At 46.6% G+C, this 24,408-nt stretch carries 29 protein-coding genes; all 29 read left to right on the top strand.

Translation table 11 applies throughout. The features are described from left to right. Positions 1 to 98: 98 nt before the first annotated feature. The 29 genes from rplS (at position 99) to B2U10_RS00525 (ending at position 24,402) form a co-directional block, all read left to right on the top strand. Positions 99 to 452, top strand: coding sequence for a 50S ribosomal protein L19 (rplS, locus tag B2U10_RS00665; RefSeq protein WP_023468738.1), 354 nt, complete (start codon positions 99 to 101; stop codon positions 450 to 452). Positions 453 to 556: 104 nt separating this feature from the next. Continuing rightward, on the top strand, positions 557 to 1,096 hold the full coding sequence (lepB, locus tag B2U10_RS00660; protein ID WP_035406947.1) for a signal peptidase I: 540 nt from the start codon (positions 557 to 559) through the stop codon (positions 1,094 to 1,096). 147 nt (positions 1,097 to 1,243) lie between these two features. Next, the gene (gene ylqF, locus B2U10_RS00655; protein ID WP_035409511.1) at positions 1,244 to 2,107 is read left to right on the top strand and encodes a ribosome biogenesis GTPase YlqF; all 864 of its coding nucleotides are present in this window, start codon (positions 1,244 to 1,246) and stop codon (positions 2,105 to 2,107) included. Positions 2,108 to 2,158: 51 nt separating this feature from the next. Continuing rightward, the gene (locus B2U10_RS00650) at positions 2,159 to 2,911 is read left to right on the top strand and encodes a ribonuclease HII (protein WP_290785160.1); all 753 of its coding nucleotides are present in this window, start codon (positions 2,159 to 2,161) and stop codon (positions 2,909 to 2,911) included. A gap of 12 nt (positions 2,912 to 2,923) precedes the next feature. Then, complete coding sequence (locus B2U10_RS00645; RefSeq protein ID WP_290785158.1) at positions 2,924 to 3,790, top strand: flagellar hook-length control protein FliK; 867 nt, start codon at positions 2,924 to 2,926, stop codon at positions 3,788 to 3,790. Then, positions 3,787 to 4,047 (top strand): EscU/YscU/HrcU family type III secretion system export apparatus switch protein, encoded by a 261-nt coding sequence (locus B2U10_RS00640; RefSeq protein WP_056062244.1) that lies wholly within the window; start codon positions 3,787 to 3,789, stop codon positions 4,045 to 4,047. The genes B2U10_RS00645 and B2U10_RS00640 overlap by 4 nt, the downstream gene beginning before the upstream one ends. 87 nt (positions 4,048 to 4,134) lie before the next feature. Continuing rightward, positions 4,135 to 5,295 (top strand): ADP-forming succinate--CoA ligase subunit beta, encoded by a 1,161-nt coding sequence (gene sucC, locus B2U10_RS00635; RefSeq protein WP_023468732.1) that lies wholly within the window; start codon positions 4,135 to 4,137, stop codon positions 5,293 to 5,295. A 13-nt stretch (positions 5,296 to 5,308) separates the two neighbouring features. After that, entirely contained in the window at positions 5,309 to 6,226 is a 918-nt protein-coding gene (sucD, locus tag B2U10_RS00630; RefSeq protein ID WP_056062240.1) for a succinate--CoA ligase subunit alpha, read from the top strand. 82 nt (positions 6,227 to 6,308) lie between these two features. Further along, positions 6,309 to 7,136 carry a DNA-processing protein DprA gene (gene dprA, locus B2U10_RS00625; protein WP_290785154.1) on the top strand — a complete coding sequence of 276 codons (828 nt, stop codon included), beginning with the start codon at positions 6,309 to 6,311 and terminating at the stop codon, positions 7,134 to 7,136. Positions 7,137 to 7,184: 48 nt separating this feature from the next. Then, complete coding sequence (gene topA, locus B2U10_RS00620) at positions 7,185 to 9,281, top strand: type I DNA topoisomerase (RefSeq protein ID WP_035406961.1); 2,097 nt, start codon at positions 7,185 to 7,187, stop codon at positions 9,279 to 9,281. A 3-nt stretch (positions 9,282 to 9,284) separates the two neighbouring features. Next, positions 9,285 to 10,589 (top strand): FADH(2)-oxidizing methylenetetrahydrofolate--tRNA-(uracil(54)-C(5))-methyltransferase TrmFO, encoded by a 1,305-nt coding sequence (gene trmFO, locus B2U10_RS00615; protein WP_023468729.1) that lies wholly within the window; start codon positions 9,285 to 9,287, stop codon positions 10,587 to 10,589. A gap of 145 nt (positions 10,590 to 10,734) precedes the next feature. After that, a complete protein-coding gene (locus B2U10_RS00610) occupies positions 10,735 to 11,640 on the top strand; it encodes a tyrosine recombinase XerC (protein WP_231496840.1) in 906 nt (301 codons plus the stop codon). A gap of 14 nt (positions 11,641 to 11,654) precedes the next feature. Beyond that, positions 11,655 to 12,206: an ATP-dependent protease subunit HslV gene (gene hslV, locus B2U10_RS00605; protein ID WP_023468727.1), complete on the top strand. Its 552-nt coding sequence runs from the start codon at positions 11,655 to 11,657 to the stop codon at positions 12,204 to 12,206. Then, positions 12,199 to 13,572, top strand: coding sequence for an ATP-dependent protease ATPase subunit HslU (gene hslU, locus B2U10_RS00600; RefSeq protein WP_035406964.1), 1,374 nt, complete (start codon positions 12,199 to 12,201; stop codon positions 13,570 to 13,572). Before hslV ends, hslU begins: the two co-directional genes overlap by 8 nt. Before the next feature lie 16 nt (positions 13,573 to 13,588). After that, complete coding sequence (gene codY, locus B2U10_RS00595) at positions 13,589 to 14,368, top strand: GTP-sensing pleiotropic transcriptional regulator CodY (RefSeq protein WP_023468725.1); 780 nt, start codon at positions 13,589 to 13,591, stop codon at positions 14,366 to 14,368. A gap of 251 nt (positions 14,369 to 14,619) precedes the next feature. Beyond that, positions 14,620 to 14,982, top strand: coding sequence for a flagellar basal body rod protein FlgB (flgB, locus tag B2U10_RS00590; protein ID WP_035406967.1), 363 nt, complete (start codon positions 14,620 to 14,622; stop codon positions 14,980 to 14,982). A 3-nt stretch (positions 14,983 to 14,985) separates the two neighbouring features. After that, complete coding sequence (gene flgC / locus B2U10_RS00585) at positions 14,986 to 15,384, top strand: flagellar basal body rod protein FlgC (protein ID WP_035406970.1); 399 nt, start codon at positions 14,986 to 14,988, stop codon at positions 15,382 to 15,384. Between the two features lie 17 nt (positions 15,385 to 15,401). After that, a complete protein-coding gene (gene fliE / locus B2U10_RS00580; protein ID WP_035406973.1) occupies positions 15,402 to 15,689 on the top strand; it encodes a flagellar hook-basal body complex protein FliE in 288 nt (95 codons plus the stop codon). A gap of 28 nt (positions 15,690 to 15,717) precedes the next feature. Further along, positions 15,718 to 17,286 carry a flagellar basal-body MS-ring/collar protein FliF gene (gene fliF, locus B2U10_RS00575; protein ID WP_290785152.1) on the top strand — a complete coding sequence of 523 codons (1,569 nt, stop codon included), beginning with the start codon at positions 15,718 to 15,720 and terminating at the stop codon, positions 17,284 to 17,286. Positions 17,287 to 17,290: 4 nt separating this feature from the next. Beyond that, positions 17,291 to 18,298 carry a flagellar motor switch protein FliG gene (gene fliG / locus B2U10_RS00570; RefSeq protein WP_035406978.1) on the top strand — a complete coding sequence of 336 codons (1,008 nt, stop codon included), beginning with the start codon at positions 17,291 to 17,293 and terminating at the stop codon, positions 18,296 to 18,298. After that, complete coding sequence (locus B2U10_RS00565) at positions 18,282 to 19,007, top strand: FliH/SctL family protein (RefSeq protein ID WP_035406981.1); 726 nt, start codon at positions 18,282 to 18,284, stop codon at positions 19,005 to 19,007. Before fliG ends, B2U10_RS00565 begins: the two co-directional genes overlap by 17 nt. A gap of 10 nt (positions 19,008 to 19,017) precedes the next feature. Further along, a complete protein-coding gene (gene fliI / locus B2U10_RS00560) occupies positions 19,018 to 20,313 on the top strand; it encodes a flagellar protein export ATPase FliI (RefSeq protein ID WP_290753250.1) in 1,296 nt (431 codons plus the stop codon). Between the two features lie 12 nt (positions 20,314 to 20,325). Then, positions 20,326 to 20,760 (top strand): flagellar export protein FliJ, encoded by a 435-nt coding sequence (locus B2U10_RS00555; RefSeq protein ID WP_035406985.1) that lies wholly within the window; start codon positions 20,326 to 20,328, stop codon positions 20,758 to 20,760. Then, on the top strand, positions 20,757 to 21,299 hold the full coding sequence (locus tag B2U10_RS00550) for a magnesium transporter MgtE N-terminal domain-containing protein (RefSeq protein ID WP_056062230.1): 543 nt from the start codon (positions 20,757 to 20,759) through the stop codon (positions 21,297 to 21,299). Before B2U10_RS00555 ends, B2U10_RS00550 begins: the two co-directional genes overlap by 4 nt. Positions 21,300 to 21,312: 13 nt before the next feature. Beyond that, the gene (locus B2U10_RS00545) at positions 21,313 to 22,431 is read left to right on the top strand and encodes a flagellar hook-length control protein FliK (protein WP_035406992.1); all 1,119 of its coding nucleotides are present in this window, start codon (positions 21,313 to 21,315) and stop codon (positions 22,429 to 22,431) included. Beyond that, a complete protein-coding gene (locus B2U10_RS00540; RefSeq protein WP_035406995.1) occupies positions 22,424 to 22,894 on the top strand; it encodes a flagellar hook capping FlgD N-terminal domain-containing protein in 471 nt (156 codons plus the stop codon). The genes B2U10_RS00545 and B2U10_RS00540 overlap by 8 nt, the downstream gene beginning before the upstream one ends. Then, on the top strand, positions 22,894 to 23,745 hold the full coding sequence (flgG, locus tag B2U10_RS00535; protein ID WP_035406998.1) for a flagellar basal body rod protein FlgG: 852 nt from the start codon (positions 22,894 to 22,896) through the stop codon (positions 23,743 to 23,745). Before B2U10_RS00540 ends, flgG begins: the two co-directional genes overlap by 1 nt. Next, positions 23,742 to 23,978: a flagellar FlbD family protein gene (locus B2U10_RS00530; protein ID WP_035407001.1), complete on the top strand. Its 237-nt coding sequence runs from the start codon at positions 23,742 to 23,744 to the stop codon at positions 23,976 to 23,978. Before flgG ends, B2U10_RS00530 begins: the two co-directional genes overlap by 4 nt. Next, a complete protein-coding gene (locus tag B2U10_RS00525) occupies positions 23,953 to 24,402 on the top strand; it encodes a flagellar basal body-associated FliL family protein (protein WP_035407004.1) in 450 nt (149 codons plus the stop codon). Before B2U10_RS00530 ends, B2U10_RS00525 begins: the two co-directional genes overlap by 26 nt. Positions 24,403 to 24,408: the final 6 nt, after the last annotated feature.

Genomic DNA, 24,408 nt, shown 5'->3' with positions numbered 1-24,408 from the left:
AAAACATGTGGCAAAAGCCACCCATTAACGATGTTCCGCTGTCGGATGCTGAAAGCAAATGAAGATAAGAACATTGGTGAAAAAAGGAGAAATCATTCATGAACACACAACAATTGTTCCGTGAACTTACACAAGAACAAATCAAGTCAGACGTCCCTGCGTTCCGTCCTGGGGATACAGTCCGTGTACACGTTAAAGTCGTCGAGGGTACGCGTGAGCGTATTCAGCTCTTCGAAGGCGTAGTCATCAAACGTCACGGTGGCGGCATCAGTGAAACATTCACAGTCCGTAAAATTTCTTACGGAGTTGGCGTTGAGCGTGCTTTCCCGCTCCACTCACCACGTGTTGCACAAATCGAAGTTGTTCGCTACGGTAAAGTCCGTCGTGCGAAACTTTACTACCTCCGTAACCTTCGTGGTAAAGCGGCGCGTATTAAAGAAATTCGTCGTTAATCATGTGAAAAAGTGGCTTGTCTCCGGACAAGCTTCTTTTTTTTGTTGTTTATGCGTATACTAGTCCATAGGAAGAAATTGCGTTAATCAAGGGAGTGGAATTCGTGAAGGAGTTATTCAGTTGGGTAAAAGCGCTCGTCGTAGCGCTTGTCATCGCGTTCATCATTCGAACGTTCCTGTTCGTACCCGTCATCGTCGATGGGGAATCGATGATGCCGACCTTACACAATGCGGATCGGATGATCGTCAATAAGATTCCGTATTATTTTAATGAACCAGAAAGAGGCGATATCGTCGTCTTTCATGCAACGGAAACACGCGACTATATCAAACGAGTGATCGCTGTTCCGGGAGATACGATGTATTATAAAGACGATACGTTGTACGTCAACGATAAGAAAGTAGCTGAACCGTATTTAAAAGAGTACAAAGCTCAGATGAATGGTGTTCCATTGACGGAGGACTTTACACTTGAGGAACGGACAGGAAAAACGACTGTTCCAAAAGGGAAGGTATTCGTCATGGGAGATAATCGTCAAAATTCAAAAGATAGTCGTGATATCGGTTTTGTGGATGAGGATCAAATCGTCGGAACGACGAACTTCGTATTCTATCCATTCAATGATGTACGCTCTGTCGATTAAAACGAAAGAAGATGAGACGCTTACCGTGAAAAGTAAGTACCTCATCTTCTTTTCTTGTCTTAAGTTGCGTATACTAGAGAGTGGATGTTTTTTCAAGTATCGTATGATCAGCAAGAAGTCCAGGAATATATGAACGAGGTGAAGGATATGACGATTCAATGGTTCCCCGGTCACATGGCCAAAGCACGGCGGGAAGTTACAGAAAAATTAAAGTTGATCGATGTCGTGATCGAACTTGTCGATGCACGTCTTCCAATGTCGAGCCGTAACCCGATGGTCGAACAAATCACGGCAGGTAAGCCACGATTGATCGTCCTCAACAAAGCGGATATGGCGGACAAACGAGTGACAGAACAGTGGATGCACGCATTACGGGCAGATGGTGTTGATGTCGTCGCGGTCGACGCGAAGCACAATAAAGGATTGAATCAAATTCATGAAGGTGCTTTACGACTAATGAAAGAAAAACATGCACGAATGCGGGAGAAAGGTCGGAATCCGAGTGCGATTCGTGCCTTGATCATCGGCATTCCAAACGTTGGGAAGTCGACACTCATCAATCGACTCGCCGGTCGGAACATTGCGATCACGGGTGACCGCCCAGGTGTGACGAAACGCCAGCAATGGATCAAGATGAAGACAGGTGAGATGGAATTACTCGATACACCAGGTATCCTCTGGCCGAAGTTCGACGATCAAGTCGTCGGGTATCGGTTGGCAGCGACAGGAGCGATCAAGGATGATATCTTAAACATCGACGATATCGCGCTGTTTGCCCTTCGTGAGCTAAAGACGCGTTATCCAGAGCAGTTACGTGAGCGTTATCGTCTCGACGAAGTATCAGGAGAAGCGGTTGATGTACTCGAAGCCATCGGTAAAAAGCGCGGATTCGTTTCAGGTGGCTACGTCGATTTCGAACGGACGAGTGAAATGCTTCTGCATGAACTACGGACGGAAAAGCTAGGGCGTGTGACGCTCGAAACAGTGGAAGAATGGGAAACGCATGCATAACGGACTTGGACATCCTTCGATGTCCAAGTTTTTTTCAAAGGAGCGAAACAGATGAAGATTACGGAATTAAAGGAACGTCTACACAACATCACGATCGAGGAGTTTTCACAATTGAAGCAGGAACTCGCATCGGACGCGCGAAAAGGGGTGCATACACTGTTTCGTCAGACAGAACGACGATTTGCCCTCGAAGAGCAACAACGGATCGATTTCAAGGAGCGGTTCATTTTCGAAGAACAGTATCATCAGCAAGGATATAGACGGATTGCCGGAGTGGATGAAGTGGGACGGGGACCGCTTGCTGGTCCAGTCGTCGCGGCAGCTGTCATCTTACCAGAAGGGTTCTATCATCCAGGCCTAACGGATTCAAAACAAATGAGTAAAATACAACGACAAGCGGCATTTAAACACCTACAAGACGTTGCAGAGATTGCGGTCGGCATCATCGAACCAGCTGAAATTGACGAGATCAACATCTATCAAGCATCGAAACGGGCAATGCAAGTCGCGGTTCGTCAACTCAAACCTGATGCCTTGCTGGTTGATGCGATGACACTCGACGACGATACACCACAACTCTCTCTCATCAAAGGAGATGCGAGAAGTGTCTCCATCGCAGCAGCGAGCGTCGTCGCAAAAGAGACACGAGATGCGATGATGGAACAATACGCGATCGAGTATCCGGGATACGGATTTGAAACACACGCAGGTTACGGGACTGCGACGCATTTACAAGCGCTTGATACACTGGGCGTCACACCGATTCACCGAAAAACATTCCGTCCTGTCAAAGAACGTCTCTAGGAGGGATCGAGCATGCACATCGAACATCGTGCCTTACTACCATTTAAAATCATCGAGCATGCGAACTTACCGTTACGGGAAGGCGCAAACATCGTCGGCAAAGTATTAAAACTGTTGCCGGACGGATTAATGGAACTACAGGTCGGTCAACGCGTCTTGACGGCAGGGACGACGGCTGAACTAAAAGAAGGGAGCATGTATCGCTTTCAAGTCGTTTCAGCAGAAGGACAACCGGTCTTAAAAATCATCTCGACTGAGTCTGTCCCGCAAAAATCAGCATTACCCCAGTTACTCGATTCCTTTTTACAGCGCCAGACGGTACCGACTGCGGAAACACGGGAACTACTAAGGCAAATCGGTCAACCCGTGACGGAAGGAGAAGCGAAGCAGTTAAAACACGCTCTTACTGAACTCGTTCAATTGGCAAAGGGCGACGAGGCAGGTCGATCGCTTGATCGAAAGACGAGTGATCAAATTTTAGCGCAACAACTCGTTCAAGCAACAAATGAAGTAGGAAAAGGAGTATATTTATTTCAATTACCTCAATTCGGACCTTTCGAAGATGTTGATCTCATGATGGAAGCACCGTTCGAACGAACGTTTGATCCAAATCATGCCCGTATCGTCTTATACTTACAATTACCGACGCTTGGTGAGGTCGCAATTGATGTCTTGATCGTAGACCGGAACGTTTCGATTTCCGTCTTTCATCCAAACGCACACGTCAATACGTTCATGCAAGCCTATACGCCTCAGATTCAAGCACGACTCGAGGAACAGGGCTATGCGTTGACGCGATTCGATTGGGTCGAACAGACGAAAGAACGTGTACCACATGATATCTCGACGCGTAATGGAAGGGTGGATCTCCATATATGAAAAAAGCGATTGCTCTATCATACGAAGAACAAATGCATGCGCCGAAAGTCGTCGCTAAGGGATCAGAACACATCGCGGAACGGATTTTAGAAGAGGCATTAAAGCACGATATTCCGATCCGGCAGGACGAAACGCTGATGACGTTACTGGATGCTGTTCAAGTATCAGAACAGATCCCAGAAGAACTATACGGTGTCATTGCCGAATTATTCGCCTTTTTATATCGTCTTGATCAAAATGGAATTCTGAAAAAATAAAGCTTTCGGTCGATAACGATAGACAGCGCTTCCAATTTTAACTACAATGAAAGAGCCGAAACTAAAGGGGTTAAGGGGGATTTTTTCATGAATGTACATGAGTATCAGGCAAAAGAATTACTTCGTTCGTACGGGGTACCCGTACCAAACGGAATCGCAGCCTTCACCGTCGAAGAGGCGGTCGATGCATCAGAACAATTGTCAGGCCCGATTAAAGTCGTCAAAGCTCAAATTCACGCGGGGGGACGCGGTAAAGCAGGTGGCGTCAAGCTTGCGAAATCGCAAGAAGAAGTGAAGGAATATGCGACGGAGTTACTCGGCAAAACGCTCGTCACGCACCAAACAGGTCCCGAAGGAAAAGTCGTTCAACGTCTTCTCGTCGAAGAAGGCTGTGCGATTGATAAAGAATACTATCTTGGAATCGTACTTGATCGTGTGACAGGACGTGTCGTCATCATGGGATCAAGCGAAGGTGGTATGGACATCGAAGAGGTGGCGGAAGCGACACCGGAAAAAATCATTAAAGAAGTCGTCGATCCTGCAGTTGGTCTTCAAGGATTCCAAGCGCGTAAACTTGCGTTCGCAATGGGTGTTCCTGTGAAGCTCGTCAACAAGTTCGTCGGTATGGTCACGAAACTTTATAATTTCTTCGTCGACAAGGATTGTTCAATCGCAGAAATTAACCCACTCGTTACGACGAAGGATGGCGAAGTTCTCGCGCTGGACGCGAAGTTGAACTTCGACTCGAACGCATTATATCGTCATGCGGACATCGTGGCGTTACGTGATGAAACAGAAGAAGATCCACGCGAAGTCGAAGCATCGAAGAGTGATTTGAACTACATCGCGCTCGATGGAAATATCGGCTGCCTCGTCAATGGTGCTGGTCTTGCCATGGCAACGATGGATATCATCAAACACTTCAGTGGTGATCCTGCGAACTTCCTTGATGTCGGTGGTGGTGCGACGAAGGAGAAGGTAACAGAAGCCTTCAAACTGATCTTGTCGGATGAGAACGTTAAAGGGATTTTCGTTAACATTTTCGGTGGAATCATGAAATGTGACGTCATCGCAGAAGGTATCGTTGCGGCGACAAAAGAAGTCGGTCTCGAATTGCCGCTCGTCGTTCGTCTTGAAGGGACGAATGTTGATGCAGGAAAACAAATTCTCAAAGATTCAGGTCTAGCGATTACAGCAGCTACATCAATGGCAGACGGCGCAGAAAAAATTGCTGCGCTCGTGAAGTAAGGGGGAGCTAAAGATGAGTATTTGGGTGAACGAATCGACGAAAGTCATTATTCAAGGGATTACAGGTAATCAAGGGATGTTCCATGGTGAACAGATGATCGACTACGGAACAAACCTCGTAGGTGGTGTCACACCAGGAAAAGGCGGTACGGAAGTACTTGGTGGTGTTCCTGTCTTCGATACGGTCGCACAAGCGGTCGACAAAACAGGTGCGAACGCATCGATTATCTACGTGCCACCAGCATTCGCAGCAGATGCGATCATGGAAGCAGCAGATGCGAACATCGCATTAATCATCTGTATCACGGAAGGTATTCCAGTCCTTGATATGGTTAAAGTAAAACGTTACCTTGATGGCAAGCCAGTTCGTCTTATCGGACCAAACTGTCCAGGCGTCATCACTCCAGGTGTCGCAAAACTTGGTATCATGCCAGGATACATCCATACACCGGGACATGTCGGAATCGTTTCGCGTTCTGGAACGTTGACGTATGAAGCCGTTCATCAATTGACGACGGCAGGCATCGGTCAATCGACAGCTGTCGGTATCGGGGGCGACCCAGTCAATGGAACAGACTTCATCGATACGCTAAAAGCGTTCAATGAAGATCCAGAAACAAAAGCCGTCATCATGTTAGGTGAAATCGGTGGAACAGCGGAAGAAGAAGCGGCTGAGTGGGTCAAAGCGAACATGACGAAGCCAGTCATCGGTTTCATCGGTGGTCAAACGGCTCCTGCCGGTAAACGGATGGGTCACGCAGGTGCGATCATTTCCGGCGGTAAAGGAACAGCTGCTGAAAAAATCAAGACACTCCGTGCAAACGGAATTGAAGTGGCAGAAACACCAGCTGTCATTGGTGAGACGTTAATCCGTGTCATCAAAGAAGCAGGGATCTATGACGAGTGCGTGACGAACAGCACAGTCAAATAAATCAAAAAAAGAGCTGTCCTGATCAAATCAGGACGGCTTTCTTCTATATAAATAAGAAGCTTAAAGAAGGAGCGTTGATCTCATGAATCGAGAACTGTATGTCCGCTTCGCCATGTGTCAGGTACCATATCCGATTGTTCAATTGATTGAACGGTTCGGAATCGTTCCAAGTCATGAATTACCCGTTTCAAATCGGCTTCGAAAACGATATGAACAAGCACTGCAACTTGATCGGATCGAAGAGTCGATTCTAGTTAAAGGAGATCCACTGTTTCCAACCGTACTACTGACGATTCCTCAACCTATCTATGCCCTCTTTTACCGCGGTGATCCGTCCCGCCTAACTCTTCCACGCATCAGTATCATCGGTAGTCGAACTCCCTCACCGCAACACCTTTCCCGCATGCATTTTCTACAATCCTTCTTTCATCCAGATCTCGCCACCGTTTCCGGAGGCGCATATGGCATCGATGCCCTCGTCCATCGTCTATCCTTAAAACATCAACAGACAACGATTGCGGTTCTGGCCGGCGGACTTGATCGTCTATATCCAACTTCCCATGCTGCTCTTTTTGAACGTATCTTCTCGAATGGTCTTCTTCTCTCCGAATATCCACCTGGCACACCCATTCAAAAATTTCAATTTCTAGAACGAAATCGGATTATTGCCGGCTTGTCCTCGTCGTTGATCATCGTCGAGGCAGCAAAACGAAGTGGTACGATGAACACAGCAAGTCACGCGCTCGATCAAGGAAAAGATGTCTATTGTTTACCGGGGTGTCCGACTGAAACGTTCTTTGCCGGAACGAATCAATTGATCGCAGAAGGAGCGATTCCACTCCTTGATCCGGAAGAAGTTTCAAAAACTATTCGGCTGAACGTTGACAAATGGGAATCGAGACTACTATGATAAGTGAGATTAAAATACGGAGTACGCCTCTAATAGGGAGCGATTGCAATGGCAAAATATCTAGTAATCGTCGAGTCACCCGCTAAGGCAAAAACCATTAAACGTTATCTCGGATCCAACTATACCGTGAAAGCGTCGATGGGGCACGTCATTGACTTGCCGAAAAGCCAAATGGGAGTCGACGTCGAACATGACTATGAACCGAAATATATCACGATCCGTGGTAAAGGTCCGGTCTTAAAAGAACTCAAGACAGCTGCGAAAAAAGCACAAAAAATCTATCTCGCAGCCGACCCCGACCGTGAAGGAGAAGCGATCGCATGGCATTTAGCCAAAGCATTAGGCGTTGATGAATCAACAGAGTGCCGCGTCGTTTTCAATGAAATCACGAAAGATGCCATCAAGGATTCGTTCAAGCGACCACGCAAGCTCAATTATGATCTTGTGGATGCACAGCAAGCACGTCGTATCTTGGACCGCCTTGTTGGTTATAGCATGAGTCCGTTATTATGGAAGAAGATCAAAAAAGGTTTATCTGCAGGACGTGTACAATCGGTTGCCGTTAAGATGATTATCGACCGGGAACAAGAAATCAATGCGTTCATGCCAGAAGAATACTGGACGATCAAACTCGAACTCGATGCAAACGGTGAAAAGCTCGAAGCAAACTTCTACGGAGTCGATGGTAAGAAACGTGAACTTCATTCGCAAGAAGAAGTCGATCAAATCTTGAATCAACTCTCAGAAGACTTCACAGTTGATTCCGTCACGAAAAAAGAGCGGAAACGGAATCCAGCGTTACCGTTTACGACTAGTTCTTTGCAACAGGAAGCAGCACGTAAACTGAATTTCCGAGCGAAGAAGACAATGATGATCGCACAACAGCTATACGAAGGAATCGAGATCGGAAAAGAAGGTACGGTCGGTTTGATCACGTATATGCGTACCGATTCAACACGGACGTCTGAATCGGCGAACCTCGAAGCACACGGGTTCATCGAGCAGGCGTATGGAAAAGAATACATCGCAAGTGAAAAACGCAAAGAAAAGAAATCAGCGAACTCACAGGATGCGCACGAAGCGGTTCGCCCGACTTCGACAATGCGTGAACCACAACTCGTTAAATCGTATCTATCGCGTGACCAATTCCGTTTATATAAACTGATCTGGGAACGATTCGTCGCAAGTCAGATGGCGCCAGCAATTCTCGATACCGTCAAAATCGACCTTGTCTCGAACGATGTTATGTTCCGTGCGAACGGATCAACTGTTAAATTCCCAGGCTTCATGAAGGTTTACATCGAAGATACCGATGATGAGGCCGTCACCGACGTCAAGGAAGGATTACTTCCTCCACTTGATAAAGGGGAAGAGTTGAAACAATCAGCAATCGAACCGAAGCAACACTTTACTCAACCACCACCACGTTATACGGAAGCGCGTCTTGTCCGGGCGATGGAAGAACTCGGAATTGGTCGTCCGTCGACGTATGCGCCGACACTTGATACGATTCAAAAACGGGGTTACGTGACGCTTGAAGAGAAGAAATTCTTACCAACGGAACTTGGTGAACTCGTCATCGATATGATCAGCGACTATTTCCAGGAGTTCATCACTGTCCAGTTCACGGCAGACATGGAAGCTTTACTCGATGCGATCGAAAAAGGCGACATGCAGTGGACGGAAGTCGTCGATCCAATCTATAAATCCTTTGCGAAACGTCTGACACGAGCGGAAGCAGAGATCGAGAAGATTGAAATCAAAGATGAACCAGCTGGAGAAGATTGTGAAGTCTGTGGTCATCCGATGGTCATAAAGATGGGACGTTATGGTAAGTTCATGGCGTGCTCGAATTTCCCAGAGTGTCGTAACACGAAACCGATCCAAGTCGAGATTGGTGTGAAGTGTCCGACATGTGGAACCGGTGATATCGTCGAACGACGAAGTAAAAAAGGACGTTTGTTCTACGGTTGTTCGAACTATCCGGAATGTGAGTTCGTTTCGTGGGATAAACCGGTCGAAGAACCATGTCCGGTATGTAGCAGTATGATGGTACAAAAGAAAATCAAGAACGGTGTGAAAGTAGAATGTACATCTTGTGGACATCATGAAACACGCATCGATCAGGAGCAAGAGGAGGAATGACCGTTGAAACGTGTAACGGTAATCGGCGCGGGACTTGCAGGTTCTGAAGCAGCATGGCAACTTGCAAAACGCGGCGTACAAGTAGATTTATATGAAATGCGGCCAGTCAAACAGACACCCGCACACCATACAGACCAATTCGCAGAACTCGTCTGTTCGAACTCACTTCGGGCAAATCAGCTGACGAATGCAGTCGGTGTATTAAAGGAAGAAATGCGTCAGCTCGATTCCTTGATCATGAAAGCAGCAGACTTAGCGAGCGTCCCAGCAGGTGGAGCACTTGCTGTCGATCGGCATGACTTCGCAGGATACGTGACGGAAACGTTAAAAAACCATCCGAACGTTACAGTCCACCATGAAGAAATCGAAGCGATTCCAGATGGTCCGACGATCGTTGCGACGGGTCCGTTGACGAGTGCGGCATTATCGGAATCACTTAAACAATTCACAGGTGAAGATTACCTGTACTTCTTCGATGCAGCGGCACCGATTCTCGATGGGGATACAATCGATCGTGAGAAGGTGTACCTAAAATCGCGTTACGATAAAGGAGAAGCTGCCTACTTGAATTGCCCAATGACGGAAGAAGAATTCCAACTCTTCTATGACGAGCTAATCAATGCGGAAGTCGTTCCGTTGAAGGAATTCGAAAAAGAGATTTACTTCGAAGGATGCATGCCTTTTGAAGTACTCGCTTCTCGTGGGCCGAAAACGCTCTTATTCGGACCAATGAAGCCAGTCGGACTCGAAGATCCGAAAACAGGAAAACGACCATATGCTGTCGTTCAACTGCGTCAAGACAATTCAGCAGGGACACTGTTTAATCTCGTCGGCTTCCAGACCCATTTAAAATGGGGCGAACAAAAGCGGATCATTCGTTTGATTCCAGGTCTTGAAAATGCAGAAATCGTCCGTTATGGTGTTATGCATCGGAACACGTTCGTCAACTCACCGAACTTGTTGAAACCGACGTATCAAACACGTACGCGTGACGACTTGTTCTTTGCTGGTCAAATGACAGGGGTCGAAGGATACGTCGAGTCAGCAGCATCCGGCTTGACTGCCGGAATCAATGCGGCGCGTCTTGTTAACGAGGCAGAACCGGTTACATTCCCGCAAGAGACGATGATGGGTGCAATGTCGCATTACATCACGACGACGGAGGGGAAAAATTTCCAGCCAATGAATGCCAACTTCGGTTTGGTTCCGGCACTTGTCGGTCACCCGGTTCGGATGAAAAAACCAGAGAAGTATGCGCTCTATGCAGAGCGAGCGCTTGAAGCGATCAAAGATTTCACGGATATGTGATTGTTGATGGGGAGAAAGGCGTGATTCAGCGCTCTTTCTCCCCATTTCTTAATTTGTCATAAAAGCGTGATAATTTCGTTAATTTTTCGGTTTTTGGTCTATTGTCAGACTACTTGGTCTGTGCTATGCTAAGGGCGATTCGAGAATGAAATGGTCAGAAGGGGGCGCATTCATGGGGATAGACACTGCTTTTGAGCGACTGCTAGAAGATTTCATGCGGTATGTTCATATTGAACGTCAATTATCTCCGAATACAGGTCGCTCTTATGATCAAACACTTCGACAATACGCCGCTTTTTGCCGCGATCATCAATTACGATCGATTGAATTGGCAAGTGCACGGCGTTATTTGTATGCTCTTTACGATCAGGAGCTGGCGCGAGCAACGATTGCGCAAAAAGTTTCCTGCCTCAAACAATTTGGTCGTTTTTTGACACGTGACACCGATGAACCTAATCCATTTGATGGATTAAAAGCACCAAAACGACAACAAGGACTTCCGACATTCCTTGTCCCAACGGAATATGAACGTTTCCTCGATGCATTTCGATCGAGTGATACGCTTGGTAACCGGAATGTCGCGTTAGTGGAACTTTTATATGCGACGGGTATGCGAGTCAGCGAGGTCGTTCAACTGGATCTTCGTGATCTCGCAACTGATCATTCCTACGTCCATGTGTATGGAAAAGGTGGGAAAGAGCGCATTGCGCCAATTGGAACCTTTGCGAAAGATGCATTAGAACTGTACCTACCATCACGAGATCCAGTTGCAGGTCATGAGCAAGCATTGTTCTTGTCTCATTCAGGACGTCGATTGACGACGGATGCGATTCGGAAAATCATGAAAAAAGGGGAACAACTCGTTGGGAAACATGTGACACCCCATGCGCTTCGTCATAGTTTCGCGACGGATCTGCTAGAAAGAGGAGCCGATTTGCGAGCGGTCCAGGAGCTACTTGGACATGCATCTCTTTCGACGACCGGTCAGTATACACACGTAACAACGGAACGATTACGACATGTTTATCAACAAGCACATCCTCGTGCCTAAGGGAGGAAACATTGATGTTTCATGCAACGACGATTTTTGCGATTCAACATAACGGACAATCCGCGATGAGTGGAGACGGACAGGTGACTTTCGGAAACCAAGTCATCATGAAGAAAAGTGCGAAAAAAGTACGGCGCCTCTATGGTGGCAAAGTCATTGCCGGATTTGCTGGAAGTGTCGCGGACGCGTTTACACTCTTTGAAAAATTCGAAGCGAAACTTGAAATGTATAACGGGAACTTACAACGGGCAGCTGTTGAACTGGCGAAGGAATGGCGAGGCGATAAGATGTTGCGTCAACTAGAAGCACTCTTACTCGTCATGGATGGAACACATCTATTACTTGTATCCGGAAACGGAGAAGTCATCGAACCGGATGACGGCATTCTTGCGATCGGTTCAGGTGGTAATTATGCGCTTGCTGCAGGTCGCGCGTTAGCTCGACACGCAAGTCATCTCACGGCAGAAGAAATCGCTCGTGCGGCGCTTGAGACGGCTGGAGAACTCTGTGTCTTTACGAACGATCAAATCATCTTAGAAACGATCGGAGGCAATGACCATGCATGAATTGACGCCAAGACAAATCGTCGAGAAGTTGAATGAACATGTCATCGGACAAGCTGATGCTAAACGTGCGGTGGCGATCGCTTTACGTAATCGATACCGTCGACAATTACTCGATGCATCGATGCGGGATGAAGTCACGCCAAAGAATATCCTGATGATCGGACCTACCGGTGTCGGAAAAACAGAGATTGCGCGACGTCTCGCGAAACTCGTCCGAGCGCCGTTCGTCAAAATCGAAGCGACGAAGTTCACGGAAGTAGGATATGTCGGTCGCGACGTAGAATCGATGGTACGAGATCTTGTGGAAGCGTCTCTACGTCTTGTCAAAGATGAGAAAAAAGAAGCGCTTAAAGATCGGGCGGAGGCAGTGGCGAACGAACGAATCGTTGATGCGTTGTCTGGCAAAAAAGCGTCATCTGGTCTCGGGGGTGGAACGAATCCGTTTGAGATGTTGTTCGGTGGGAACCAAAAGCAGCAAGAGCCAGATACATCGGAAGCAACAGCTGATCGTTCGCTACTCCGTCAGCAATTGCTGACAGGTCAACTCGAAGATCGAATGATCGAGGTCGATGTTGAAGAACGTCAAGTTGATTTATTCTCCGGACAACAAGGCATGGAGGGGCTCGCAAATCTTCAGGATATGCTTGGACAAGTCATGCCGAAGAAAACGAAGAAGCGCCAGCTCACGGTTAAAGAAGCACGTCCGATTTTGACCGCAGAAGAAGCGGAACGATTGCTTGACTTAAATGAAGTTCATGACGAAGCGGTCCGCCGTGCAGAACAAATGGGCATCATTTTCGTTGATGAGATTGATAAGATTGCGACAAAGGGACATGATTCAGCAGGTGTTTCACGAGAAGGTGTTCAACGAGATATTTTGCCGATCGTTGAGGGATCGACGATCGTCACGAAATATGGACCAGTCAAGACGGATCATATCTTGTTTATCGCTGCCGGTGCATTCCATATGGCGAAACCGTCTGATCTAATTCCTGAACTCCAAGGTCGTTTCCCGATCCGTGTCGAACTCGACAGTTTGACGGAAGATGACTTTGTTAAAATTTTAACTGAACCGAATCAAGCATTACTCAAACAATATAAAGCATTACTAGGGGCAGAGCACGTTCATGTCACCTTTACAGAAGAGGCCATTCGTGAAATTGCACGGATTGCTGCACAGGTAAACGATGAGACGGATAATATCGGAGCGCGGCGCTTGTATACGATCATGGAGCGCGTACTTGAAGAATTATCCTTCGAAGCAGCAGACATGCCTGAAACGGATGTAACGATTACGCCACAATACGTGACGGATCGTGTTGGAAAAGTAGCAGATGATCGAGACTTAAGTCAGTTCATCTTATAAAGTGGAGGAAGAAAAAATGAATTTATTGGCGAAAACGCGGAAGCTGAATACGATGTTACAACAAGAAGCAAGCACACATGTTGATTTCAAGGTCATGGCTGATCGGCTCAGCGAAGTCATGGAATCGAACACATTCATCGTAAGTCGACGCGGTAAGTTACTAGGTATCGCAATTAAGCAACAAATCGAAAATGACCGGGTCCGTGGTTTCTTGGAAGAACGCCAATTTCCGGAAGATTACACGAAAAAATTATTTAACGTCACTGAAACGACAGCAAACATTGCCATCGATAGCGAACACACGGCATTCCCAGTCGACAACCGTGATACGTTCGAAACGTCGAAAACGACGATCGTACCAATCATCGGTGGTGGAGAACGCCTTGGTACGCTTGTCCTAGGCCGTATGGTAGAAGACTTCAACGAAGAAGATCTCGTGCTTGCAGAGTATGGGGCGACAGTCGTTGGGATGGAAATCCTTCGTGAGAAGGCTCATGAAGCGGAAGACAAGGCACGTAAGAAAGCAGTCGTTCAGATGGCGATCAATTCGTTATCTTATTCAGAACTCGAAGCAATCGAACATATCTTCGAAGAACTCGAGGGTAATGAAGGACTACTTGTCGCTTCAAAAATTGCCGATCGTGTTGGTATTACGCGTTCTGTTATCGTCAATGCACTTCGTAAACTCGAAAGTGCAGGAGTCATCGAGTCACGTTCGCTTGGTATGAAGGGAACGTATATTAAAATCTTAAATGATAACTTCCTATATGAATTAGAGCGAATTAAATCAAACTAAAAATAGAAAATGGCTATTAATAAATAAGAGACCTAGTAAAGTACTAGGTCTCTTTTGTTTGACTAGGTATTATTTATCATTTTTATAAGAAAAGGGAATAAAAAACAGAATATTAGCATCTCATTACCCTATTTTTCAAAAAACTTCTTTTCAAACATTGACCTATTTGTTTCAATTATTTCAGATGTGTTACTAATGACTTAATATTTGTCGCAAATTCGAATACTAGTTCCATGAGTGGAGGAAAGAACATGAATTGGTTAGGGTCTGACTACAGTTTGATGACGCAAGCCGTCAATCGAACGGTCATGGCACAAGAAGTTATTGCTAAAAATATCGCGAATGTCGATACACCGGGTTATAAGGCGAAGCGAGTGGCGTTTGGAGATGTTCTCGATTCAGAGATGAAGATGAGCCTAAAACGTCATGCAACAATCGGAACGACCGGTAGTATCGTCGATCGACCAAATACGATGCGTAATGATGGAAACGGTGTCGATATCGATCTTGAGATGTCTGAATTATCACGCAATCAAATTGAGTATGAGGCGCTCGTGGAGCAATTAAATCGTAAGTTCTCGGGTATCCAGTCTGTCATCCGGGGAGGAAAATAATCGATGAGTATGTTCAATGGCTTCCATACATCTGCGTCTGGGCTTACTGCCCAGCGTTTACGACTGGATACTGTCTCAGCAAACATCGCCAATGCTCAAACGACACGTGGTGAGCTTGTCAACGGTCAATGGCAACCCTATGCGAGGAAACTTGCTGTTTTAAAAGAAACTGCTAATGGGGTCACGGTCAGCGAATTGAAGAAAGATCCTGAACCGTTCAAATTAGAATATAATCCGACGCATCCAGATGCGGATGAACTTGGATACGTCAAGATGCCGAATGTCGATCTATTGAAAGAAATGGTCGACATGATGGGAGCGACACGTTCTTACGAAGCGAACGTAACGGCCTTAAATGCAACAAAAGCGATGCTCGTCAAAGCGATGGAGATCGGTAAATAGATAGAGGAGATGACGGGATGGCAATTCAACCTATTCAAAACATGCAAATGGTCTTACCCACTCAGACAATCGCGAAGACGACACCAAGTGATTTCAGTGAGGTGCTCAGCGAGGCGATGAACGGACTGAATGCAACACAGCAAGCCTCATCTCAAGCGCGTGTCGACCTAGCGACAGGGAAGACGACGGATCTACATAACATCATGATTAAAACAGAAGAGGCATCGCTTTCTATGCAACTCGCCCTTGAAGTCCGAAACAAAGGCATCGAAGCATACCAAGAAATGATGCGTATGCAACTGTGACTGTTAAGGAAAGCGTGGGAGATGTTGAATGAACGAACGAATAAAAGCTCGATTCGGAGCTATGAATACGACATGGAAAGAGTGGTCACTTGCGAAAAAAGCGATGATTCTTGGAAGCATCGTCGTCGTTTTAGCAGCGTTGATTGTCGCCATTATCTGGTTATCTAAACCAACGATGACGCCACTTTATTCGAAATTGTCACCTCAAGAGGCAGGGCAAGTAACAGAAAAGCTAAATGAGGATGGAATCGCGTCGGAAGTCGTCAGCTCAGCAAACGGTGTGACGATTCTCGTTCCGGAAGCAAACGTGGAAAACTTGAAAGTCGAATTAGCAACGGCAGGTATTCCGAAGTCTGGTCAGATTGATTATTCCTTCTTTAGTGAGAATGCTGGATTTGGTACGACAGATAAAGAAATGAATATTCTTGAACGCGATACGATGCAGACAGAACTTGAAAACTTGATTACACAAGTTAACGGGATCGAGTCTGCAAAAGTCATGATTACTCTTCCAGAAAAGAGCGTCTTTCTCTCCGATGAAAAAGAATCTTCAACGGTTTCTGTCGTCTTGACTTCTAGTGCGGGTAGTAATCTGAACAATCAAACAGTCCAAGGTCTTTACCATCTGATTGCAAAGAGTATCCCGAACTTAAAAGAAGAAAATATTACGATCATGGATCAGTACTTTACGTACTACGAGCCAGGTAACGCTACGCAAACAGCGGGCGGGACAGATCCGATGGCGCTGAAAAAAACGACGGAAAACGATTTACGTAAACAGATTCAACAAATGTTGTCTGTCGTTCTCGGTCCACAAAAAGCGCTCGTTTCGGTTACGGCAGATGTCGATGTCACGAAACGTCAGGAAGAACAAAAGCTTGTTGAACCAGTAGATCCCGATAAAATCGAAGGGATTGTCACATCGGCAGAAAAAGTAGCAGAGGCGTATACAGGGTCTGCGAATGCCGGAACAGCAGGTACGGGACAAAATGAGACGACGAACTTCCCAGCAGGTACTGGAACGACCGGTGATACGAGTGAGAAGACGCACGACATCATCAACTATGAAGTCAATCGCATCACGAAACAGATTACAGGTGCTCCTTATGAGATTCGGGATTTAGGAATTCAAATCATCGTCGAGCCGCCAAAAGGTCAAAATCAAATCGATCCGCAATTACAGACGGATTTACAAACAATGATGTATTCCATCATCCGGACGTCGTTGACGAAGACGGATGCGAAAACGACGCTGACGGATGTAGAACTTGCTAATAAAGTCGTTGTCATGTCTCGACCGTTCGCTAAAACAACGACGGCGACGAAAACGACGACGACGACACCGATGTGGGTATGGTTCGCACTTGGTGGTGCAGCAATCCTCGTCATTGGAGCAGTCATTCTCCTCATGCGTCGACGGAGAGCGAATGAAATCGAAGAACTTGAGGAATGGACACCGATCGAAACCGAAATTCCTGAACTCTCAACAGAAGATACAAGCGATGGTGCGGTCAAACGCAAACAGCTTGAGAAACTCGCCGCGTCTAATCCGGATGAGTTCGCAAAATTATTACGTACTTGGTTAGCGGAGGATTGATGAGATGAAGAAGCTAGAAATGAACAGTCGTGAAAAGGCTGCGATTCTCATGATTTCGTTAGGTCCTGAAGTCGCCGCCAGTGTATATAAACATTTATCGGAAGAAGAGATGGAATGGTTAACCCTTCAAATCTCTAGCATGAAACGGATTGATCCAGAAGAGAAGTTAGTCGTCCTTGATGAGTTTCATGAACTAGCGATGGCGCAGAACTATATCACGCAAGGTGGAATCGGATTTGCTAAATCTGTCCTTGAAAAAGCACTTGGCGAAGAAAAAGCGATGGAACTCATCTATCGCCTGACGTCGACGTTACAAGTCCGTCCGTTTGAGTTTGCACGCAAGGCAGATCCGAAACAGCTTCTGAACTTCATTCAAAATGAACATCCACAAACGATCGCACTTGTTCTTGCCCATCTCGATCCTGCAAAATCAGGTCAGATTCTCTCGGAGCTCCCGGCAGAAGCACAGTCCGATGTAGCAAGACGGATTGCGACGATGGACCGGATGAATCCGGAAATCATCAGCGAGGTAGAACAAATTCTTGAACGGAATCTATCACAAGCAGGGATGCAAGATTTTGCTCAATCGGGAGGCATCGAGGCTGTCGTTCAAGTATTAAATGGCGTCGACCGCACAACGGAACGAACGATTCTCGATACGCTCGAGATTCAGGATCCAGAACTTGCGGAAGAAATCAAAAAACGGATGTTCGTCTTCGAAGACATCGTCACACTCGATGCGCGGGCGATACAGCGAATCATTCGCGAAGTCTCAAACGAGGATTTACTATTGGCACTCAAAGTATCGTCAGACGATGTCAAGGACATGGTCTATCGCAACATGTCACAACGGATGGTCGAGTCGTTCAAAGAGGACATGGAATTCATGGGTCCTGTGCGTCTCCGAGACGTCGAAGAAGCTCAAAGTCGAATCGTCGGAATCATCCGCCGCTTAGAGGACATGGGTGAGATCGTCGTTGCTCGTGGTGGAGGAGATGATATTGTTGTCTAACGTCATCAAGAGACAAGCAGTAATTGAACGACAGGAGCGAACGCTCGTGCAGGTTCGGACCAGTCAGGAAGAGCCTACGATCGTTCCAGATACATTCTACGAAGAGAAGATGGCAGAAGGACACGCTGAGTTAGAGCGCCTTCGACAGGCGATGCTCCTAGATTTCGAACAGCGTCAACAGCAGTTCGAGCAAGAACGCCTTCAAGCGTTAGAAGAAGCACGTCAACAAGGGTATCAAGCTGGATTTGAAACAGGACATGCGGAAGGACAAGCAACGTTTGAAGAGCAGATTGCCAAAACGAATTCGTTTGCTGATCGCCTAGAAGAGCAGAGTCAAGAACGATTGATGCGACTAGAACATGAATTATGTGTCCTCGGACTCCAAGTGACACATCAATTTTTAGAACAGTTACATGATGAAGAGGAAGAAGCGTTATACCAATTGTTACATCAATTGATCATTCAGTTCCGAGATCGTGAAAAAATCATCATCTATGCGTCACCGGCGGATTTTGAACGGGTCGTGTTACTTGAAGAACGACTACAAGGCGTTCTAGGTGCCAACGCAACGATTCAATTGCGATTTGATCCAGCGTTAAAGGCACGTGATTATCGGATTGATTCGGAGAATGGAGCGATCACTGGCGGTTTAACCAGTGGCTTTGAAGCATTGCAAACCAAAATCAATGAGGTTTTACATCATGTTTAATCTCAATGCGATGCAGGCCGCGGTTCGAGAAATTCGCTCAGAAGAACTTGTACAGCACTCTGGTAAGGTCGTCCAAGTGATCGGGTTGATGATCGAATCGCGAGGACCGACAGCAGTGGCAATCGGTGAGCGGTGTTTAATCCAAATCCAACAACGTCAGACAATCGAAGCAGAAGTCGTCGGATTTAGAGAAGGGCATGTCCTACTCATGCCATACGGTGAAACGACATCGATTGCTCCAGGCTCGATTGTTCTTGCGACAGGAAAACCACTCCACGTTCCAGTAGGGAACGAACTGATTGGTAAGGTGCTTGATGGTCTAGGAAGACCACTAGATGGTGAGTCATTAGAAAATTTACGCACGACATCGATCGTTCGTAAACCACCTAGTCCACTCGAACGTCCTCGCATCAGTGATGTTCTCTCGACTGGCATCCGTGCCATTGATGGACTGTTGACAGTCGGTCAAGGACAACGTGTGGGTTTGTTCGCAGGATCAGGTGTCGGAAAATCGACATTACTCGGGATGATCGCGAAACGATCGACAGCAGACATCAATGTCATCGCTTTGATTGGTGAACGAGGACGTGAAGTCAAGGAATTTGTAGAGGCAGAACTTGGTGAAGAGGGGATGAAACGATCTATTTTAGTCGTAGCAACGAGCGATCAACCTCCACTTGTTCGTCTAAAAGGTGCCTATACGGCAACGGCAATCGCTGAATATTTTCGAGATCAAGGGAAAAATGTGGTCTTGATGATGGACTCAGTTACTCGTTTTGCGATGGCACAGCGGGAAATCGGTCTTGCAACAGGTGAACCCCCTGCGTCGAAAGGATATACACCAAGCGTATTCGCTCTGCTTCCTCAGCTACTTGAACGGAGCGGGAAAACACAAGACGGTTCGATTACTGCTTTCTACACAGTCCTCGTCGATGGAGACGACATGAATGAACCAATCGCCGACGCCGTACGAGGGATCTTAGACGGTCACTTCGTTCTGGATCGTAACCTTGCGAACAAAGGGCAGTTCCCAGCGATTCATGTCTTACGGTCCATCAGCCGTGTCATGAATCAAATTACGACATCTGAACAAAAGACCGCTGCTGTCGCATTTCGACAATTGTTATCGACGTATCTCGATTCGGAGGACTTAATCAATATCGGAGCATACAAAACAGGAACGAACCCGGAAATTGACCGTGCCGTCGATACATATCCGGAGCTGATTCGTTTCTTGAAACAACAAATTCATGAAGACAGTGATTTCGAAGCGGCTTGTCATCAACTCATGGCAACGATTCAGTAAGGAGGACGAATGATGAAGACGATCTATGAACGAATCATTCCTTTAGCTGAAGCGGAGAAGGATCGCGTCGCTAAAGAACTGAGCCTTCATAAAAAGCAATATGAGCTTGAAGTCGAAAAATTATATCATCTGCTCGTTCGATATGAGTCCTTTCTGAAGGCACAAGATGAGATTGGCGTCGTGGAACTGACGTCTTCGCAATATCGAGAACGCGCTCGGGATGTCGTGAAGCAGGAAATCGAACGACAGCAATTGTACGTGACACAATCGAAAAATCGTTACGAACGTACACAAGAAGCACTCGAACGAGCGTTAATCGAAGAGAAGAAATTTAGTCGTCTCCAAGAGAATCATACAGTCGAAACGAAACGAATCGAAGCATTGACGGAACAAAATCAATTAGATGAACTGGCATTGTTACAGTTTGGAAGAGGACGGATGATATGAGTGAAAATAAAACATCAAAAGGGTGGATTTTACCTTTATTGGTCATTCCTTTGATTTTAATCTTGTTGACGGCTTATTTCGTATTGAATTATGCGAATGGACGTCCACTACTATCCTTACCGTTCGCAACCGAAAAAACGACTACGAATCAGGCGAATCCATCAGCAGAACTCGAACGTCGTCTGAAAGTAGCGAATCAAGAAATCAAAAAATTACGCAATCAAAGTAAGGAACAATCGGATACCTTAAAAGCGAAAGAGCAGGAAGTTGAACGTTTGATTGCTGAGAGGGATCAGTTAAAACAGACACCTGCGCAAACAACGGATCAAACAAAAACGACGAAGAAAAAAACAGCATCCGTGACGGATGTATATGCTGAAATGGCACCAAAGGATGCTGCGCTGATTTTAAATGAACTCAGTCCGACCGAAGTCGTACCAATCATCGAGGACATCGATGCGGAACAACAGGCGGCGATCATTGCCAAGATGGATGCTAAGAAAGCAGCCGCCTTGACACAGTTACTCGCGACGAAGTAAGGAGGGAAGCCTGATGAACATGACGGAAGTAACACAACCATCCTTCCCGACCTTAAATACAGGATCAGGAAAAAAAGGAGAGATGACTACGGTTGGTGGTCAATTCGCCTCATTACTTGATTATCTGACAAAACTGCCGACGGCGTTACCGTCATCAGTCTCAGCGGATGCGATGACACTCGAGCCGGAAACGGAGACGCAACCCTTACCGGACTGGATGCAACAACTTGTAGACCAGCCGGATGAGATTCTCTCCTTACTGAAACAACCAGAAGTAGAGGCGTTAAAACAAGACCCAAAGAAAATGGAGCAACTTCTAGCGTTCGTCAAACAATTGCTCGAAGGAAATATGGAGCAGGCGAAAGGTCAGTTCGATCAATTGCCACCATCACTTCAACAGTTCGTCTTGCAGACAATGACGAATGATACGATCAAAGTAAAAGATTATGACACGAACATGTTAAAGCAGTCGCCAGTTTCAACAATGGACGGAGTGGTTTCTGCGATGCCAGTGAAACAGACACTCCCGCAAACTGGTTCTGTTGTCGAAACGATCAAGCCGGACACTGTAGCTGTAGCCGAGCAGGCAAAAGGAAAAACACCGCTTCCGTTAGCATTCGCTTCACTCATGCGAAAAGCGACCATGCCCGTTGATCCAGAAGGAAAAGCCGCACCGCCTCCGATGAGTATGCCGATTTACAGAGGCACTCCGTTGCAAACGATTCGTCCAGTGCCGCTACCTGTCTCAGAACAGATTCAACAACGGATTGAAGCCGCACTGCAGCAAGCACCATTCATAAAAGGTGCGGATGGGTCCACACGATTGTCGATTCGCCTGTACCCAGAGCAACTTGGTGAGGTTGTCGTTCAACTCGATCGTAAAGAAGGGGCATTGACTGTCAAACTATTTGCGAGCACCGAGCAAGCAAAACAATCAATCGAGCAACAACTTGGGAAATTACAAACCGTCTTGCATCAACAGACACCAGTCGTAAAGATCGAGACGGGGATGATTGCTTCGAGTGCGCGGGAGTTCCAACAATCTTTCACACGTGATCAGCAGGAGCATGAGTCACCGTATCAAGAGACACCCGTTCCAGTAGACGAAGAAGAGGAGGAAGACGATGACTGACGCAATCAAAACGGATAGTAGTTCATACCAGCTTCCTGAAAAATCACAGGTACCGACGAATAAAGCGATGGATAAGGATATGTTCATGAAAATTCTGATTGCCCAGCTTTCGAATCAGGATCCAACAGCACCGATGGAAGACAAGGATTTCATCGCTCAAATGGCCCAGTTTTCTTCGCTGGAACAGATGCAAGCAATCGGGAAGACGATGGATACGATGGTTTTGAACCAACATGCAACAGCATTGCTGTCCTACAGCAATCTGATTGGTAAAAAAGTCAGTTATGAAGCGGAGTCGAAGACGACGGATGCTTCAGGTGCTGAGCAGACGACCACCGTCGAAGAGACAGCCAGTGTCGTTAGTGTAAAACGGGATGGGCTGGATATCATGGCCGAACTATCGAACGGAAAACAGATCAGTGTTTACGAGTTGACGCAGATTCAATCAAAGGAGGAAAAATAATGTTACGTTCAATGTATTCAGGAATCAGTGGGCTTAAGAACTTCCAGACAAAACTGGATGTCGTCGGGAATAACATCGCGAACGTCAACACGTTCGGTTATAAAAAAGGACGGGTGACGTTTAAAGACCTCGTCAGTCAATCGGTCGGCTCATCATCTGGTGCAGGCGGCAATGTCGGTGGGACGAACCCGAAACAGGTCGGTCTTGGAGCATCGATGTCAACAGTCGATAATGTGTATAACCAAGGTGCGCTTCAGAATACAGGTCGCGTCCTCGATGTCGGGATCTCTGGGGAAGGATTCTTCCAGGTCGTCACGGCGGAAGGGATTCGTTATACCCGTTCAGGTAACTTCTATACGGATCTTGATGGAAACTTAGTTACAGGTGACGGAAACTACTTAATCGGTACCGGGACACAAGCAGCTGCAAACGGTACTCCGCCAGTACCACTCCCGGAAGCAGGTGGTGCAGGATTCCAAAAACTAAAAGTACCAACGGATGCACGTAACTTATCGATTGGTAAAGACGGTCTCGTCACTTACGTCGATACGACGGGAGCATTGCAAAACGTCGGTTATATCACGATCGCGAACTTTGCTAACCCGGGTGGTCTAGAAAAATCAGGTGTCAACGTATTCGCCGCATCACAGAACTCAGGTCCACCGGTACTCGGAACACCGAGCTTGAACGGAATGGGACAGTTGACGTCGGGAACGCTTGAGATGTCGAACGTCGACTTATCAGAAGAATTCACGGAGATGATCATTGCTCAACGTGGTTTCCAGGCGAATACGCGAATTATCACGACATCGGACCAGGTTCTTGAGGAACTGGTCAATTTGAAACGATGATCACGTTAACGACGTTACGTAACGCACCACTCGTACTGAACGCCGTGTTGATCGAATCCGTCCGTTCTACACCGGATACGACGATTCAACTCATCGGAGGACAGATTTATGTCGTGAAGGAATCAATGGAAGAGGTCAAAGCAATCGCAATCGCTTTTTATCAACAAATCGGATTAGCGGGCTTGAACAGTGTAAGGAGGCTCGAAGATGGCCGAGGAAAAGAAGAAGAGTAAACTGAAAATCCCCTTGATCATGATCATTGTTGCAGCATTGATGATCGGGGCAGGATACATGATCATGAATTATTTTTTAGCAAATGACACGACGGAAGCAAAAGTTGAACAACCGACAGGTGAAGAACTTGATGCACGAAGTCTGCAAACGGACGACTTGACAACGAACATCGCTGACGAACGTTTCTTAAATGTCCAGTTCACGATCGTCACCGATGATCAAGCAACGCGTGACGATTTAGAATTACGAAAGTTTCAAATCAATAACATCATCTTGGGTGACCTTTCGGCTATGAAAAAGTCGGACTTAGACTCAAAAGCGGATATGGAGAAGCTTGAAGAGCGGTTACGGATGCAATTCAAAAAGCTCATCCAAGAAGGCGATGTCCAGCGTGTCTACACGACGAAAAAAATCATCCAGTGAGGTGGC

This window comes from Exiguobacterium sp. UBA7533 (assembly GCF_002479335.1).
GTDB lineage: Bacteria > Bacillota > Bacilli > Exiguobacteriales > Exiguobacteriaceae > Exiguobacterium_A.
The sequence above is the reverse complement of the archived record's forward strand: the minus strand, read 5'-3'. Positions and strand labels throughout refer to the sequence as shown.

Excerpts from the sequence above, each read along its gene's own strand:
- B2U10_RS00540 (WP_035406995.1), top strand. The coding sequence starts at position 22,424 with ATGACTGACGCAATCAAAACGGATAGTAGTTCATACCAGCTTCCTGAA.
- fliF (WP_290785152.1), top strand. The coding sequence starts at position 15,718 with ATGAACGAACGAATAAAAGCTCGATTCGGAGCTATGAATACGACATGG.
- flgC (WP_035406970.1), top strand. The coding sequence starts at position 14,986 with ATGAGTATGTTCAATGGCTTCCATACATCTGCGTCTGGGCTTACTGCC.
- hslU (WP_035406964.1), top strand. The coding sequence starts at position 12,199 with ATGCATGAATTGACGCCAAGACAAATCGTCGAGAAGTTGAATGAACAT.
- fliE (WP_035406973.1), top strand. The coding sequence starts at position 15,402 with ATGGCAATTCAACCTATTCAAAACATGCAAATGGTCTTACCCACTCAG.
- B2U10_RS00550 (WP_056062230.1), top strand. The coding sequence starts at position 20,757 with ATGAGTGAAAATAAAACATCAAAAGGGTGGATTTTACCTTTATTGGTC.
- B2U10_RS00525 (WP_035407004.1), top strand. The coding sequence starts at position 23,953 with ATGGCCGAGGAAAAGAAGAAGAGTAAACTGAAAATCCCCTTGATCATG.
- B2U10_RS00610 (WP_231496840.1), top strand. The coding sequence starts at position 10,735 with ATGAAATGGTCAGAAGGGGGCGCATTCATGGGGATAGACACTGCTTTT.
- B2U10_RS00565 (WP_035406981.1), top strand. The coding sequence starts at position 18,282 with ATGATATTGTTGTCTAACGTCATCAAGAGACAAGCAGTAATTGAACGA.
- codY (WP_023468725.1), top strand. The coding sequence starts at position 13,589 with ATGAATTTATTGGCGAAAACGCGGAAGCTGAATACGATGTTACAACAA.
- flgB (WP_035406967.1), top strand. The coding sequence starts at position 14,620 with ATGAATTGGTTAGGGTCTGACTACAGTTTGATGACGCAAGCCGTCAAT.
- B2U10_RS00530 (WP_035407001.1), top strand. The coding sequence starts at position 23,742 with ATGATCACGTTAACGACGTTACGTAACGCACCACTCGTACTGAACGCC.
- B2U10_RS00640 (WP_056062244.1), top strand. The coding sequence starts at position 3,787 with ATGAAAAAAGCGATTGCTCTATCATACGAAGAACAAATGCATGCGCCG.
- sucD (WP_056062240.1), top strand. The coding sequence starts at position 5,309 with ATGAGTATTTGGGTGAACGAATCGACGAAAGTCATTATTCAAGGGATT.
- dprA (WP_290785154.1), top strand. The coding sequence starts at position 6,309 with ATGAATCGAGAACTGTATGTCCGCTTCGCCATGTGTCAGGTACCATAT.
- B2U10_RS00545 (WP_035406992.1), top strand. The coding sequence starts at position 21,313 with ATGAACATGACGGAAGTAACACAACCATCCTTCCCGACCTTAAATACA.
- rplS (WP_023468738.1), top strand. The coding sequence starts at position 99 with ATGAACACACAACAATTGTTCCGTGAACTTACACAAGAACAAATCAAG.
- fliI (WP_290753250.1), top strand. The coding sequence starts at position 19,018 with ATGCAGGCCGCGGTTCGAGAAATTCGCTCAGAAGAACTTGTACAGCAC.
- sucC (WP_023468732.1), top strand. The coding sequence starts at position 4,135 with ATGAATGTACATGAGTATCAGGCAAAAGAATTACTTCGTTCGTACGGG.
- ylqF (WP_035409511.1), top strand. The coding sequence starts at position 1,244 with ATGACGATTCAATGGTTCCCCGGTCACATGGCCAAAGCACGGCGGGAA.
- B2U10_RS00645 (WP_290785158.1), top strand. The coding sequence starts at position 2,924 with ATGCACATCGAACATCGTGCCTTACTACCATTTAAAATCATCGAGCAT.
- topA (WP_035406961.1), top strand. The coding sequence starts at position 7,185 with ATGGCAAAATATCTAGTAATCGTCGAGTCACCCGCTAAGGCAAAAACC.
- fliG (WP_035406978.1), top strand. The coding sequence starts at position 17,291 with ATGAAGAAGCTAGAAATGAACAGTCGTGAAAAGGCTGCGATTCTCATG.
- flgG (WP_035406998.1), top strand. The coding sequence starts at position 22,894 with ATGTTACGTTCAATGTATTCAGGAATCAGTGGGCTTAAGAACTTCCAG.
- B2U10_RS00650 (WP_290785160.1), top strand. The coding sequence starts at position 2,159 with ATGAAGATTACGGAATTAAAGGAACGTCTACACAACATCACGATCGAG.
- hslV (WP_023468727.1), top strand. The coding sequence starts at position 11,655 with ATGTTTCATGCAACGACGATTTTTGCGATTCAACATAACGGACAATCC.
- B2U10_RS00555 (WP_035406985.1), top strand. The coding sequence starts at position 20,326 with ATGAAGACGATCTATGAACGAATCATTCCTTTAGCTGAAGCGGAGAAG.